The sequence below is a fragment of the Paracoccus sp. T5 genome (assembly GCF_048538155.2).
In the GTDB taxonomy this organism is placed as follows: domain Bacteria; phylum Pseudomonadota; class Alphaproteobacteria; order Rhodobacterales; family Rhodobacteraceae; genus Paracoccus.
Map to the genome: position 1 here is coordinate 1,148,972 of NZ_CM135809.1, position 13,590 is coordinate 1,162,561.

13 protein-coding genes are annotated in these 13,590 nt (G+C 67.3%); 2 read left to right on the top strand and 11 right to left on the bottom strand.

The genetic code is table 11. The features are described from left to right. Positions 1 to 2 precede the first annotated feature (2 nt). The 7 genes from ugpE to ACNR9W_RS05715 all read right to left on the bottom strand — a co-directional run bounded on the left by ugpE (position 3) and on the right by ACNR9W_RS05715 (position 6,349). Positions 3 to 851 carry a sn-glycerol-3-phosphate ABC transporter permease UgpE gene (gene ugpE, locus ACNR9W_RS05685; protein WP_419267892.1) on the bottom strand — a complete coding sequence of 283 codons (849 nt, stop codon included), beginning with the start codon at positions 849 to 851 and terminating at the stop codon, positions 3 to 5. Further along, positions 851 to 1,729: a sn-glycerol-3-phosphate ABC transporter permease UgpA gene (gene ugpA / locus ACNR9W_RS05690; protein WP_419267893.1), complete on the bottom strand. Its 879-nt coding sequence runs from the start codon at positions 1,727 to 1,729 to the stop codon at positions 851 to 853. The genes ugpE and ugpA overlap by 1 nt, the downstream gene beginning before the upstream one ends. A gap of 78 nt (positions 1,730 to 1,807) precedes the next feature. Further along, complete coding sequence (gene ugpB, locus ACNR9W_RS05695; RefSeq protein WP_419267894.1) at positions 1,808 to 3,121, bottom strand: sn-glycerol-3-phosphate ABC transporter substrate-binding protein UgpB; 1,314 nt, start codon at positions 3,119 to 3,121, stop codon at positions 1,808 to 1,810. A 109-nt stretch (positions 3,122 to 3,230) separates the two neighbouring features. After that, positions 3,231 to 4,235 (bottom strand): DUF808 domain-containing protein, encoded by a 1,005-nt coding sequence (locus tag ACNR9W_RS05700; protein WP_419267895.1) that lies wholly within the window; start codon positions 4,233 to 4,235, stop codon positions 3,231 to 3,233. Positions 4,236 to 4,415: 180 nt separating this feature from the next. Next, on the bottom strand, positions 4,416 to 4,982 hold the full coding sequence (locus ACNR9W_RS05705) for a fasciclin domain-containing protein (RefSeq protein WP_419267896.1): 567 nt from the start codon (positions 4,980 to 4,982) through the stop codon (positions 4,416 to 4,418). Between the two features lie 102 nt (positions 4,983 to 5,084). After that, positions 5,085 to 5,798, bottom strand: coding sequence for an anti-sigma factor (locus tag ACNR9W_RS05710; RefSeq protein WP_419267897.1), 714 nt, complete (start codon positions 5,796 to 5,798; stop codon positions 5,085 to 5,087). Beyond that, a complete protein-coding gene (locus tag ACNR9W_RS05715; protein ID WP_419267898.1) occupies positions 5,795 to 6,349 on the bottom strand; it encodes a sigma-70 family RNA polymerase sigma factor in 555 nt (184 codons plus the stop codon). The genes ACNR9W_RS05710 and ACNR9W_RS05715 overlap by 4 nt, the downstream gene beginning before the upstream one ends. A 158-nt stretch (positions 6,350 to 6,507) precedes the next feature. Between ACNR9W_RS05715 and cobS the strand changes: the two genes are divergently transcribed. Next, complete coding sequence (cobS, locus tag ACNR9W_RS05720; protein ID WP_419267899.1) at positions 6,508 to 7,479, top strand: cobaltochelatase subunit CobS; 972 nt, start codon at positions 6,508 to 6,510, stop codon at positions 7,477 to 7,479. A 39-nt stretch (positions 7,480 to 7,518) separates the two neighbouring features. On the opposite strand, the gene ACNR9W_RS05725 is transcribed toward cobS, so the two are convergent. Further along, a complete protein-coding gene (locus ACNR9W_RS05725; RefSeq protein ID WP_419267900.1) occupies positions 7,519 to 8,103 on the bottom strand; it encodes an NADPH-dependent FMN reductase in 585 nt (194 codons plus the stop codon). Between the two features lie 147 nt (positions 8,104 to 8,250). On the opposite strand from ACNR9W_RS05725, the gene cobT reads away from it, so the two are divergent. Then, positions 8,251 to 10,119 carry a cobaltochelatase subunit CobT gene (gene cobT, locus ACNR9W_RS05730; RefSeq protein WP_419267901.1) on the top strand — a complete coding sequence of 623 codons (1,869 nt, stop codon included), beginning with the start codon at positions 8,251 to 8,253 and terminating at the stop codon, positions 10,117 to 10,119. An 8-nt stretch (positions 10,120 to 10,127) separates the two neighbouring features. Here cobT and ACNR9W_RS05735 read toward each other — a convergent pair whose 3' ends face one another. Genes ACNR9W_RS05735 through ACNR9W_RS05745 form a run of 3 tightly spaced genes read right to left on the bottom strand, consistent with a single transcriptional unit; the run spans position 10,128 to position 13,552 of the window. Next, a complete protein-coding gene (locus ACNR9W_RS05735) occupies positions 10,128 to 11,804 on the bottom strand; it encodes a chloride channel protein (RefSeq protein ID WP_419267902.1) in 1,677 nt (558 codons plus the stop codon). 33 nt (positions 11,805 to 11,837) lie between these two features. After that, positions 11,838 to 12,671: an NAD-dependent epimerase/dehydratase family protein gene (locus ACNR9W_RS05740; RefSeq protein WP_419267903.1), complete on the bottom strand. Its 834-nt coding sequence runs from the start codon at positions 12,669 to 12,671 to the stop codon at positions 11,838 to 11,840. Further along, positions 12,671 to 13,552, bottom strand: a complete 882-nt coding sequence (locus ACNR9W_RS05745; RefSeq protein ID WP_419267904.1) for a glycosyltransferase — start codon at positions 13,550 to 13,552, stop codon at positions 12,671 to 12,673. Before ACNR9W_RS05745 ends, ACNR9W_RS05740 begins: the two co-directional genes overlap by 1 nt. Positions 13,553 to 13,590: the final 38 nt, after the last annotated feature.

The window sequence follows — 13,590 nt, forward strand, 5'->3', positions numbered from 1 at the left end:
TCTTATTTCTCCGTCTCGACAAGACCTTTGACGAACAGGCGCTGCATGCCGATGACCACCACCACGGGGGGGATCATCGCCAGCATCGCGGTCGCCATGACCAGGTGCCATTGCGGCAGGCCGTCCACGGCATCCGCCATGCGCTTGATCCCCGCAACGATGGTGTAATAATCCGAACTGGTCGTGATCAGCAGCGGCCAGAGATACTGGTTCCAGCCATAGATGAAGAGGATCACGAACAGCGCGGCGATGTTGGTGCGCGACAGGGGCAGCAGGATGTCGCGAAAGAACTTCATCGGGCCTGCGCCGTCGATGCGGGCGGCCTCGGTCAACTCGTCCGGGATGGTCAGGAAGACCTGGCGAAACAGGAAGGTCGCCGTGGCCGATGCGATCAGCGGGATCGAGAGGCCGGCATAGCTGTTCAGCATCCCCAGGTCGGCCACCACCTGGAAGGTCGGCACGATCCTCACCTCGACCGGCAGCATCAGCGTCACGAAGATGCACCAGAAGGCCAGGCCGCGGAACGGAAAGCGGAAATAGACCACGGCGAACGCCGACAGGACCGAGATCACGATCTTTCCGATCGCGATCGACAGCGCCATGATCAGGCTGTTGAACATCATCGTGCCGACGGGGGGCGTGCCGCTGGTGGACACGCCGGCCCCCAGCATGAGGCTGTAGTTTTCGACCAGATGCGGGCCCGGCCACATCGGGATCGTGCCGGACATGAAATCCGTGGCGCTGTGGGTCGAGGCGACAAAGGCCACCCAGACCGGCAGGGCCACGACGCAGATGCCCAGGATCAGCGTCAGATGCGCCAGCGCGTTCAGATAGGGGCGGTTCTCGATCATCAGTAGGCCACCTTCTTTTCGACATAGCGGAACTGGATCACGGTCAGGACCGCCACCAGCGCCATGAGCACCACCGACTGCGCGGCCGAACTGCCCAGGTTCTGGCCCACGAAACCGTCGAAATAGACCTTGTAGACCAGGATGTTGGTGGCCTGCGCCGGGCCGCCCTCGGTCGTGGCGTCGATGACGGCGAAGGTGTCGAACATGGCATAGACGATGTTCACGACAAGCAGGAAGAAGGTGGTTGGCGACAGCAGTGGAAAGGTGATGTCGAAGAAGCGGCGCACCGGACCCGCCCCGTCGATGGCCGCGGCCTCGCGCAGGGACGCGGGGATGGCCTGCAGTCCCGCCAGGAAGAACAGGAAGTTGTAGCTGATCTGCTTCCAGGCACTGGCGATCACCACCAGCGCCATGGCATCGCCCTTGTTGCTGATGTGGTTCCAGTCATAGCCCAGTTGCCCCAGCACATAGGGCATGATCCCGATGGTCGGGTTGAAGATGAACCACCACAGGATGCCCGCCACCGCAGGCGCCACCGCATAGGGCCAGACCAGCAGGGTGGTATAGACGCGGGTCGACCGGATCATCCGGTCCACCGCGATGGCCAGCAGCAGCGACAGTCCCATCGACAGCACCGTGACCGAGATCGCGAAGACCGCCGTCACCTGCAGCGAGTTCAGGTATTCCGGGCTGTTCCAGAGGCGGACAAAGTTGTCGAGGCCGACGAATGTCGACCGGGTGCCGAAGGCATCCTCGCGCAGAAAGCTCTGCCGCACGGCTTGGGCGGCCGGCCACAGGAAGAACACGAAGGTGATGATCAGCTGCGGGGCCAGCAGCAGCCAGGGCAACAGCTGGTTGTTGAAGATGGTGCGCTTCATCGGATACCGGGGCTTTGGGTCGTGAAAAAGGGCGCGGGGCCGCGCATCAGGCGCGGCCCCGGCCATGACTGCCAGTGCTTACTGGCTTTGCGCCTGGAACTGTTCCAGCAGGTCGTCGCCACGCTCGACCACGCTGTCCAGCGCACCCTGGGCATCCTTGGAGCCTGACATCAGCTGCTCGAACTCCTCGTCGATGATGCCGCGGATCTGGACATAGTTGCCGAACCGCAGCCCCTTGGAGTTCTCGGTCGGCTCGTTCAGCGTGATCTGGTTGATGCCGGTATCGGCGCCCGGGTTCTGGGCGTAGAAGTCGGCCATCTGCTCGCGCGCAGCCTCGGTGATCGGCAGGTAGCCCGAGAAGGACGCCCAATCCGCCTGCACCTCGGGCGAGGAGAGATAGTCGAAGAAGGCCGCAGCGGCGGCATATTCCTCGTCCGACTTGCCCGACAGCACCCACAGGGTCGCGCCCCCGATGATCGAGTTCTGCGGCGCGCCTTCGACATCCTCGTAATAGGGCAGCATGCCATAGCCGAGGTCAAAGTCCTTGGCGTTGGCGATCACGCCCGCCCGGCTGGCCGAGCTGCCCATGATCATCGCGCATTCCTGCGAGTAGAACATCGGCGCGGCGTTGTCGCCGCCGACCGGGCCGCCATATTTGAAGATGCCCTCGTCGGACCAGCGCTTGAGGTTCTCCCAGTGCTTGACCTGGACGGGGCCGTTCAGCGACAGCCGCGCATCCAGCCCGCCAAAGCCGTTTTCCATCGTGCCGATGGGCTGGTTGTGCCAGGCCGACAGGTTCTCGGTCTGGATCCAGCTGATCCACTGGGTGGTGAAGCCGCAGCTGGCCGCACCGGAGTCCTTGATCTGCTTCGAGAACTGCTCCAGCTCGGCCCAGGTCTTGGGCGGCTGTTCGGGGTCCAGGCCGGCCTTCTCGAAGACCGACTTGTTGTAATACACGATCGGGGTCGAGCTGTTGAACGGCATCGACAGCATGTTGCCTTCGGGATCGGTGTAATAGCCCACGACCTGCGGCAGGAAGGCGGACTTGTCGAAGCCCTGGCCATGCTCCTCCATCAGCTGGTGGACGGGGACGATGGCGCCCTCGGCGGCCATCATCGTGCCGGTGCCGACCTCAAAGACCTGCACGATGGTCGGCTGCTGGTTGGCGCGGAAGGCCGCGATCGCGGCGGTCATCGTCTCGGGATAGGTGCCCTTGTAGGACGGGTTCACGCGATATTCGTCCTGGCTGTCGTTGAAGCCCTGGACGATCTCTTCCAGCTTGGCGCCCAGTTCGCCGCCCATGGCGTGCCACCACTCGATCGCCGTTTCGGCCGAGGCCGCGCTCAGCGACGCAACAAGCGCCACCGCGGATGCGGTGCTATATCGGATCATGTTGTATTCCCTCCCATTGGAGTTGCGATGTGCTGCCCCGCCTAAGCCCTCCGCGTGACAGCTCCGCAACATTCGCATGGACGGAATGTGACAGTATTTGACCAACCGGTCAATCTTGGCGAATCTGCTTCTGAACCGGCCACCAGCGCGCCATCAGCGGCAGGATCGTGACCTGCAACAGCGGGTTGATGACCCGCGTCACGATGGGCAGCAGCAGCAGGCCGATGGCCAGACCCACCAGCCCGTCGAAAAAGGCCGTGGTGATCCAAGCGACGATGCCCGGCGCGGCAGGCACCGCGGCGGCCGCCGATTCCGACAGGTCGTGGATCAGGTCATAGGGGGCGTGCCAGCCCAGTTCGTGCAGGCCGTGGACGATGATCTGCCCACCGACCCAGATCATCGCGGCGGTGCCGACCACGGTCAGCGTCGTCATGAAGCCGGGCATGACATGGACGATCCCGCGTCCCAGGGCCGCCACGGCGCCGCTGCGCTGCGTGGCCATGTGCACCCCCAGGTCGTCGGCCTTCACGATCAACGCCACGAAGCCGTAGACCGCCACCGTGATCGCCACCGCGACCAGCGCCAGGATCACCGCCTTCATCAGCAGGGAGTCCTGCACCGGGATGGTGGACAGGGCGATGGTCATGATCTCGGCCGACAGGATGAAGTCGGTCTTGATCGCGCCGGCCACCCGCGCCTCCTCCAGTGCGGCGCCATCGGTATTGGGATGGGTGTGCTTTTCGCTGTCATGGGCATCGGTGTGCAGGAACAGATGCGCCACCTTGTGCGCGCCTTCATAGCACAGGTAGGCCCCGCCCAGCATCAGCAGGGGCGGGATCGCCCAAGGCGCAAAGGCCGACAGCAGCAGCGCCACCGGCAGCAGGATCACCAGCTTGTTGAACAGCGAGCCGCGCGCGATCTTCCACACGATCGGAAGTTCCCGGCCGGCATCAAAGCCGTGCACGTATTTCGGCGTCACCGCGGCATCGTCGATGACCGCGCCCGCGGCCTTGGCCCCGGCCTTGGCGGCCTGTCCCGCCACGTCGTCGATCGAGGCCGCCGCCACCTTGGAGATGCTTGCAATGTCGTCAAGAAGCGCAACCAGACCACTCATGTCGTCCCTCTGGATTTGTCGGTTGCGGCACCGTGCCGCAAGCACCTTTGGCTGCGCAACGCCCGAAACGGGCCAGAGGTTCTTCCGCGCCGCACCAGAGCGGTAAAAAGCCCGCGCAGGCAAAACCTGCGCGGGCCGTGGGGCAGCTGGTTCGGGGGCGCTGCCCCCTGCCGCGGCGGGTTACGACGCCGGCAGCAGGACGGTGTCGATGACGTGGATCACGCCGTTCGACTGATCGACATCCGGGATGTTGACGGTGGCGACATTGCCGTTCTCGTCGGTGATCTGCAGGGCGTTGGTGGTGGCGTCGATGGAGGCGGTCAGCGTGCAGCCGCCCACGGTCTCCAGCGCGGCCGAGCCGCCGCCTTCCATCACCATGCGGCCCACGGCCGGCGAGAAGGCCTCGGTCGGGACGACGTGGCAGGTCAGGACCTTCTGCAGCGTCTCAAGGTTCTCGGGCTTCAGCAGGTCTTCGACCGTGCCGGCGGGCAGCTTTTCAAAGGCGCTGTTGACCGGCGCAAAGACGGTGAAGGGGCCGGGGCCGGACAGCGTCTCGGCCAGGCCCGCGGCCTGCACGGCAGCGACCAGCGTGGTGTGGTCGGCCGAGTTCACGGCATTTTCCACGATGTTGCGGTCGGGGAACATCTCGGCACCGCCGACCATCGTGTTCTGGGCCAGGGCAGGTGCGCCAAGGGCGATCGTGGCGGCAAGGATCGAGGCGCTGATCTTGGTGAAGCTGTTGGTCATGACGGTTCCTCCGGTTGGGTATCGGGGCGTTCATCGTCGCCCGGTATCCCCAACCACGAAGGGCAGGGCGGGGAAGTTGCACCCCGCCCGAGAACCTTATGTTCACAAACGCGTGAGTTCCGCGATGGCCACGACGGGCCCGGTGGCCTGCCCGGTTGGCGAGCCGCCGGCAGGTTCGTCCGACAGCGCGATGCGGATCTGGTCCGAGGGCTCCATCCCCTGGGGCAGGGTCATGCGCATGTTGCCGTCGCGCGGCAGCACCCCCATGGAGATGGGCGCCGATCCGTCCGGCTCGATCCACCAGATCTCCAGGTCGCGGCCTTCGGCGGCGCCGCCGCTCTGCATCAGGAACTGCATCTCGCGGCCCTCCACCTGTGCCGCGACGCGCAGGGCTATCTCCTGCGCCACCAGCTCGACCTGATAGGCCGGGCCGGTCACCGGCTGCTGCTGCTGCTGGCCGGGCAGCCACAGCACGGCGACCGTGGCCGCCACCGTCAAGCTGCCCACCAGCGCGCCCCAGGGGCTGCGCCACCAAGAGTTGCGTTCGTTCGGATCCCGCGTCAGCGGCGCCCGCACGTGGCCAAGCCGCTCGCGGATGGCCTGCCGGGCGCGGGCGGGGGCCATCACGGGGGTCAGGTCGTCGGTCATGGCCGCCAGCCGTTCCTGCCAGTCGCGCACGGACTGCGCGAATTCCGGGTCCTGCGACAGCCGCGCCACGGCCTCCTGCGCCTCGGCGCCGTCCAGCAGGCCCAGGGCCAGTTCGGCGGCCATGGCCTCGTCTTCCTCATGCGGGGTCAGGGGGGCGTCGTCGATCATTGCGTCACGCAGTCCTTGAGACGCAGCAGGCTGCGGCGCAGCCAACTGCGGACGGTATTGATGGGCATTCCCTCGCGTTCGGCAAGATCGGCATAGGTGACGCCTTCCAGATAGACGGCCCGCACCGCCCCGGCCTGCGGCCCGCCCAGCTGCCCCAGGCATTCGTGCAGCATCCGCCGCTCCTGCGCCAGAATGGTCGCGGTTTCGGGGCTGGGATCCGACGACGGCACGGCGGCCGCGGCATCTTCCGATGCGGTGGCCGGGCGGGCGCTGCGCGAGCGCAGCCGGTCGATGGCGCGGTTGCGGGCGATGGTGATCAGCCAGGTCATCGGCGACAGCCCGTTCGAGGCATAGCGCGCGGCGCTCTGCCAGACGCGGATATAGACCTCCTGCAGGGTTTCCTCGGCCTCGGGACGGTCCTTCAGCACCGACAGGCAGACCGCGTGCAGCTTGGCCGAGGTCGCGTCATAAAGGGCGTCAAAGGCGGTTCGGTCGCCCATGGCGACACGCGAGATCAGCTGCTCCAGCTCGGTCAGTCGTGCTTGGGTCACAGGCAACAGGTCCTCGGCATGGGTGTAGGCGCAGCTTATGGACCCTGTTCCCGCGCGTCAACGAGGCCCTGCCTTGCGCCTGCGCCCTGCAAGGCCCTGCCTTGCGCCTGCGCCATGAATGCGCGATCAAGGCGCTGAGATGTTGAAAGGGCCGGACGATGCTGGACATGAACGCCAAACCCACCGAAGAGATCGACCTGCGCGAAGTGTTCGGTCTGGACAGCGACATGAAGGTGAAGGGCTTTGCCGAACGCACCGACCGCGTCCCCGAAATCGACAGCACCTACAAGTTCGACCCAGACACCACGATGGCGATCCTGGCGGGCTTTGCCTATAACCGCCGGGTGATGATCCAGGGCTATCACGGCACCGGCAAGTCGACCCATATCGAACAGGTGGCCGCGCGGCTGAACTGGCCCTGCGTGCGGGTGAACCTGGACAGCCATGTCAGCCGGATCGACCTGATCGGCAAGGACGCGATCAAGCTGGTCGACGGCAAGCAGGTCACCGTCTTCCACGAGGGCATCCTGCCCTGGGCGCTGCGCAACCCGACCGCCATCGTCTTTGACGAATACGACGCTGGCCGGGCCGACGTGATGTTCGTGATCCAGCGCGTGCTGGAAACCGACGGCAAGCTGACGCTGCTGGACCAGAACGAGGTGATCACGCCGAACCCCTGCTTCCGCCTCTTCGCGACGGCGAACACCGTGGGCCTGGGCGACACGACGGGCCTCTATCATGGCACGCAGCAGATCAACCAGGGCCAGATGGACCGCTGGTCGCTGGTCGCCACGCTGAACTACCTGTCCCATGATGCCGAGGCCGCGATCGTTCTGGCCAAGGTGCCGCAGTACAACAACGAAAAGGGCCGCCGCACGATCAGCCAGATGGTGACGCTGGCAGACCTGACGCGAACAGCCTTCATGCAGGGCGACCTGTCCACGGTCATGTCGCCCCGGACGGTGATCTCCTGGGCGCAGAACGCGCGGATCTTCGACAATGTGGGTTATGCCTTCCGGCTGACCTTCCTGAACAAGTGCGACGAGCTGGAGCGCCAGACCGTGGCCGAGTTCTATCAGCGCCTGTTCGACGAGGAACTGCCCGAAAGCGCCGCCGCCAGGGCGGGCTGAGAGGGGCAGCCCCGGCCGGATGGTCGGGGCCGCACCGGCTCAGGGCTTGGGCGCATCCTTGAGAAGCCTGGCCCAGAAGGTCAGCTCGTCCAGCGTGGCCTTCAGCGAACCCTTCAGGTGATCCTCGATCGTCGACATCGGGGCATTCTCGCCCAAGGGCGAGACCTTCAAGAAGTCCCCGCCGCCGATATGGACGGCGTTCCGCAGCGGCACCATCTGCAACTCGATCGCGATCAGGCGCAGCTGTTCCAGCGCCCGCGCGCCGCCGACGCCGCCATAGGCCAGGGCGGCCATCGGCTTGCGGTTCCATTCCTTGTAGGCTTGGTCCAGCGCGTTCTTCAGCGCCCCGGTGATCGAGTGGTTGTATTCCGCCACGACGAACATGAACCCGTCAAAGCCCGCCAGCTTTTTCTGCCAGGCGACGGCGTTCGGGTCCTCGGACGGGGCCCAGAGGTTCGAGGCGGCCTCGTCGAAGAAGGGCAGGTTCTGGTCGCGCAGGTCGACCAGCTCGAAGTCCAGATCGGGATGACCCTTGACCTGCTCCATCAGCCACCCGGCCGGCTTGTCGGCAAAGCGGGCCTCGCGGGTCGAGCTGATGATGACGGCGATGCGGGGATTGGACATGGGAACCTCGGAGGTTGATGCGTTCGCCGGACCAACCCCGCCGATGCGACAAGGTTGCCTGCCGCCCGCGTGCATGATCGCACAGCGGCTGCGCGGCGTCGCGCGGCCCCTCTTGTCTGGCGCCGCCCGTGGTGTTCTATGGTTGCCATGAAAAAGTCCGACAACCCTGCCGACCCGTTCAAGAAGGCGCTGACCGAGGCGACCCGCGCTCTGGCCGACGAGCGCGAACTGAACGTCACCTTCAGCGCCGACCCTGCGGGCGTGGCGGGCGACACGATGCGCCTGCCGCAGATCAGCCGCCGGATGGGCCGGGACGAGGTCCTGCTGGCCCGCGGCACCGCCGATGCCCTGGCGATGCGGATGCGCCACCACGACGCGGGCACCCATTCCAGATACGCACCGGCCGGCCCCATGGCCCGCGAGCTTTACGAGGCGATGGAGACGGCCCGCTGCGAGGCGCTTGGCGCCCGCGACATGCCGGGCGCGCTGTCCAACATCGACGCCAAGATCGGGGCCGAGGCCGACAAGAAGGGCTATTCGCAGATCAAGGCGCCCGCCGATGCGCCGCTGTCCGTCGCGGCGGGCTATATCCTGCGCCAGGCCGCGACCGGGCGTGCCCTGCCTGCCGGGGCGCAGCATGTCGCCGACCTGTGGCGGCCCTTCGTGGAAAGCCAGGCCGGAGGGGCGCTGGCCGACGTGAATGCGGCGCTGGCCGACCAGGCGCTGTTCGCGCGGCTGTCACGGCGCATCATTACCGATCTGGGCTATGGCGACCAGCTGGGAGAGGATCCCGACGAGCCCGAGGAGGACGACGCCGAGGAGAACGCCGAGCAGGACGAGGAGGGCGGCGACAACCAGTCCCGCGACCAGGACGACAGCGACGAGGCCGAGGCCAGCCCCGAGCGCAGCCAGGAACAGACCCAGGACGAACGCCAGGCGCAGGTCAGCATGGACGACAGCTCGGAGGACGAGATGTCGGACGAGGCCGAGATGCCCGAATCCGAGACGCCCCCCGACCAGCCGCCGCCGGTCAGCGAGGCCAGCCCCGACTATCGCATCTTTGCCCAGACCTGGGACGAAGAGATCCGGGCCGAGGACCTGGCCGATCCCGCGGAACTGGAACGCCTGCGCGCCTATCTGGACAAGCAGCTGGAGCCCCTGCGCGGCGCCGTCAGCCGCCTGGCCAACAAGCTGCAGCGCCGCTTGCAGGCCCAGCAGAACCGCAGCTGGGAGTTCGACAAGGAGGAGGGCGTGCTGGATGCCGGCCGCCTGGCGCGGGTCGTGGCCAATCCGACCACGCCCCTGTCCTTCAAGGTCGAGAAGGACACCGAGTTCCGCGATACGGTGGTGACGCTGCTGATCGACAATTCGGGCTCGATGCGCGGCCGGCCCATCAGCATCGCCGCGATCTGCGCCGACGTGCTGGCGCGCACGCTGGAGCGCTGCAACGTCAAGGTCGAGATCCTGGGCTTTACCACCCGCGCCTGGAAGGGCGGGCAGGCGCGGGAGGCCTGGCTGGCCGCCGGCCGCCCGGCCCAGCCCGGCCGCCTGAACGACCTGCGCCACATCATCTACAAATCCGCCGACGCGCCCTGGCGCCGGGTGCGCCCGAACCTGGGGCTGATGATGAAGGAAGGGCTGTTGAAGGAAAACATCGACGGCGAGGCGCTGGAATGGGCACACAAGCGCCTGTCGCGGCGGCCCGAGGCGCGCAAGATCCTGATGGTGATCTCGGACGGGGCGCCGGTCGATGACAGCACGCTGTCGGTCAATCCGGCCAATTTCCTGGAACGCCACCTGCGCGACGTCATTGCCATGGTCGAGAAACGCCGCGCGGTCGAGCTGCTGGCCATCGGCATCGGTCACGACGTGACGCGCTATTACCAGCGCGCGGTGACCATAACCGATGCCGAGCAGCTGGCCGGCGCGATCACCGAACAGCTGGCCGCGCTGTTCGACAGCGACCCGCGCAAGCGGGCGCGGGTGCTGGGCATGGCCTCGATCCGTCGGGGCTGACCCGGCGATCAGCCATGCTCCTCCGCCGCGGTTTCCGCCAGGGCGCGGTTCAGTTCCCGCAGGGCGTCGACATGGCGCACGGTGCCGATGATCTGCGGCTCGGCCTCGGGATCGGACGTCTCGATCACCGGCAGGAAGGCCGCGCCGGTCCGGTCGAACTCGAGCAGCGCCTCGGCCAAGGTGCTGGTCAGGGGCAGGCTTGAACCCGCGGCCGCGAGGTTGCGCACGAGGTCGGGGGCAGGCGCGCCCTCCTGGTCCATGGGGCGGATCACGGGGGTGATGCGCAGCTGGTGGGGCAGCCAGGCCTGCGGCCCCTCGCTCAGGCGGATGCCGCGCCGTTCCAACTGGGTCAGGAAGAAGGATCGCTTGACCAGGCGCGAGGCCAGGGCCGAGCTGAGCGAGACCGAGGTCATGACGGCGATCCCTGTCTGCCAGTCGCCGGTCATCTCGAACACGATCAGCGCGGTCGAGATCGGGGCGCCCAGGACGGCGGCGCCGACGGCGCCCATGCCGGCAAAGGCATAGACGTTCACGCTGCCCGAATACTCGGGCGCGATGCCGGTCGCGATGATCCCGAAGGCCAGCCCTGTCAGCGACCCCATCACCAAGGCCGGCGAAAAGACCCCGCCCCCCATCCGGCCGCCAAGGGTGATCGCCACCGCGATCGCCTTGACGGTCGCGAACAGGATGGCCTGCCCCAGACCGATCTGGCCGCCAAGCGCGGCGGCCGTTGTTTCATAGCCGACGCCGATGATGTGCGGAAACGGAATGGCGATCAGCCCCAGGCACAGCCCCGCCAGCGCCGGGCGTGACCAGCGCGGCCAGCCGAGGCGGGACATCGCCCAGCTGGCGGCGCTGTCGGCGCGAAAGATCGACCGCATCAGCGCCGCCGCGACCAGGGCGCAGATCAGGCCCAAGGCCATGAAAGCCGGCAGTTCGACATAAAAGGCCATGTCCATCTTCAGCGGCAGGGTGAATTCGGTCAGCCCGCCGAATTGCAGCCGGTTGATGACCGTGCCCGCGACCGCGGCGATGGCGATGGGGGCAAAGGCATGCAGGGCAAAGTGGCGCAGCACGACCTCGTGGGCGAAAAGGGCGCCGGCGATCGGCGCATTGAAACTGGCGGCGACGGCGCCCGCGACGGCGCAGCCCAGAAGCTCCCGGCCGGTCATGGGGCTGGCCTTGATGCGCCGGGCGACCAGGGTCGAGACGACGCCCGCCAGATGCACCACCGGCCCCTCGCGCCCCGCACTGCCGCCCGTGCCAAGCGTGATCAGCGAGGCCGCGGCCGAGGCAAGCCCGGCGCGCACCTCGACCCGCCCCCCGTCCAGTGCCGCCCCCTCGATCACGTCGGACACCGCGCGCGCCCGGGCGTCGGGGGTGAAGCGGTCCAGGATCAGGCCGACGGCCAAGCCGCCGATCATCGGCACGACCAGGACCCAGACCCACGGCAGGTCACCCGCCGCACTGGCCAGCGTGACATCATCCGCCCCATAGACCGCCCGCTGCAGCGCCGAGATGCCCAGCCTGAAGCCAAGCGCCGCAAAGCCTGCCCCGATGCCGATCAGCAGGGCGAGCAGCCAGAACTGGGCCTGGCTGGGGCCGCGTTCGCGCATGATGCGCAAGGTGCTGCGGGCGCGGTCGCTGAAGCCGCGCAGAACCGTGGCGGCGAGGGATCGGGGCATGGGATGGGCCGTCGGTGACTGGCCTTCAACCGATCACAGATCGGCCACCGGGTCCAGCAGTTCGCGCAGGCTGTCCTGCAACAGTGCCATGCCGCCCGGTGTCCAGCCCGCCGCCCGGAGCCCGGAACAATCCGGAACGCGCAGTGCACGGGCATCCGCGCGCAGGGGGGGCGGAGAGGGGCAGCCGGTCAGGTCCTGGACCCGCGCCAGCAGGTCGTGCCGGTCCAGCACCAGGTCGCTGCAATTCAGGCTGGGGGGCGGGGCAGGGTGGTCCAGCAGCAGCAGCAGCGCGCGGGCAAGGTCGTCCACATGCACCTCGGTCGCGACGCGAGGCTCCACCGGGCGCCCGGAGAGGTAGTCGGAGAACAGGCCGCGCCACTTGTTCGCCGGCCCTGGGCCGTAGACCCCGGTGGCGCGAAGGGCGCAGGTGGCGCGGTCCGGCGCGCGCAGGCCCGCCAGATGCGCCTCGGCCTGGGCCTTGACCTCTCCATAGAGACTGGTGGGCATGGGGGGCAGGTCGTCCGGCAGCCGCATCCCGGCCGGATGGCCGTCATGGACGGCACGCGACGACAGGAAGAGGATGCGGCCCAGCCCTGCCTCGGCGGCCTCATCGAACAACCGGCGGCTGCCCTCCAGGTTGGCGGCAAGAAAGGCGGCCGGATCATCTCCTTCGCCGCCCCGATAGCGGCCCGGCACATGGGCAAAGGCGCAGTGGATCAGGGCATCGTGGTCCCCCAATGGAACCGTCTGGCCGAGTTGCCAGCCATGCCTGCGATCCAGCGGAGTGACCTGGTGCCCAGCCCGGATCAGGGCGGCCCATGTGGCGCCGCCGATGATCCCCCCGGCGCCGGTCAGAACGACCCGCATCACGCGGCCGGGCGGGCCTGGGCGCTGAGATCGGGGACGGGGTGGCCGGCCGCGATGGCGCGCCACAGGTCGATCAGCGGGCGCAGCAGATGCGCCTTGTCGTGATCCTGCCAGGGCTTTTCATATTGATAATGCAGGATTCTGACCTCGTCCCAGTTCCACAGTTCGGGCATGTGGATCCAGACATATTGCAGCAGGTTGTGATGGACCGACAGTCCGTGCCAGTCAGGAAAGAAGTCCTGCAGGAAGGTCTGGTCCGTGCGCCGCCAGAAGACACGCGGCCGGTCCAGGCATGCCAGCATCTCGCGATAGGTGCCGGGGTCGGGCCGTGCGGTGAAGACGCCCGAGTTCATGCGGTGAAACCCGTCCAGCCCGTCATAGACATTCGGCGCGGCGCAGAGTTCGGGCATGTCGAAAAGCTTGTCCACCGGCCGCAGCACCACCGCGTCGGCGTCGATGAAGACACAGCGCTCGTAATCCAGCTGCCACAGGCGCAGCTTGATGAAATTGTCCAGCGGCGTGTGGAAGGCCGGCTTGCCGCCCCGCGTGAAGGCGGCGCGGGAATGCAGCGCATCGCGCGCATGGGTCAGGTCGAAGCTTTCCGACGTCGGCAGCAGATCGGCCGAGATGAGCCGTGCCCCATGCTGCCGCAGCCGGGCCAGATGCGCCTCCTCCAGCCCCCGGTGCATCACGACCAGATCGGCGGGGGTCCCGGTCAGCCGCAGGGATCTCAGCAGCGCCTCGGCACCGGGAAGATAGGCGGGATTGCTGACCAGCGTCACGAAGGCATGATCCGCCCTTGGCCGGCTTTCGGGCAACAATCCCTCGGTACCGCAGGAGGCGGTGCGATGGCCGACGGGGGTAATTCGCGCTAGATCCATGTGAGCCCTGAGAAAAGCGTAAGTGGCGTCGAGGTTAT

What these genes read in the sequence shown, in the direction of transcription:
- ACNR9W_RS05710 (WP_419267897.1), bottom strand. Translation starts at nt 5,798, where the DNA reads ATGATCGACGACGCCCCCCTGACCCCGCATGAGGAAGACGAGGCCATG.
- cobT (WP_419267901.1), top strand. Translation starts at nt 8,251, where the DNA reads ATGAAAAAGTCCGACAACCCTGCCGACCCGTTCAAGAAGGCGCTGACC.
- ACNR9W_RS05740 (WP_419267903.1), bottom strand. Translation starts at nt 12,671, where the DNA reads ATGCGGGTCGTTCTGACCGGCGCCGGGGGGATCATCGGCGGCGCCACA.
- ACNR9W_RS05700 (WP_419267895.1), bottom strand. Translation starts at nt 4,235, where the DNA reads ATGAGTGGTCTGGTTGCGCTTCTTGACGACATTGCAAGCATCTCCAAG.
- ugpA (WP_419267893.1), bottom strand. Translation starts at nt 1,729, where the DNA reads ATGAAGCGCACCATCTTCAACAACCAGCTGTTGCCCTGGCTGCTGCTG.
- ugpE (WP_419267892.1), bottom strand. Translation starts at nt 851, where the DNA reads ATGATCGAGAACCGCCCCTATCTGAACGCGCTGGCGCATCTGACGCTG.
- cobS (WP_419267899.1), top strand. Translation starts at nt 6,508, where the DNA reads ATGCTGGACATGAACGCCAAACCCACCGAAGAGATCGACCTGCGCGAA.
- ACNR9W_RS05705 (WP_419267896.1), bottom strand. Translation starts at nt 4,982, where the DNA reads ATGACCAACAGCTTCACCAAGATCAGCGCCTCGATCCTTGCCGCCACG.
- ACNR9W_RS05745 (WP_419267904.1), bottom strand. Translation starts at nt 13,552, where the DNA reads ATGGATCTAGCGCGAATTACCCCCGTCGGCCATCGCACCGCCTCCTGC.
- ACNR9W_RS05725 (WP_419267900.1), bottom strand. Translation starts at nt 8,103, where the DNA reads ATGTCCAATCCCCGCATCGCCGTCATCATCAGCTCGACCCGCGAGGCC.
- ugpB (WP_419267894.1), bottom strand. Translation starts at nt 3,121, where the DNA reads ATGATCCGATATAGCACCGCATCCGCGGTGGCGCTTGTTGCGTCGCTG.
- ACNR9W_RS05735 (WP_419267902.1), bottom strand. Translation starts at nt 11,804, where the DNA reads ATGCCCCGATCCCTCGCCGCCACGGTTCTGCGCGGCTTCAGCGACCGC.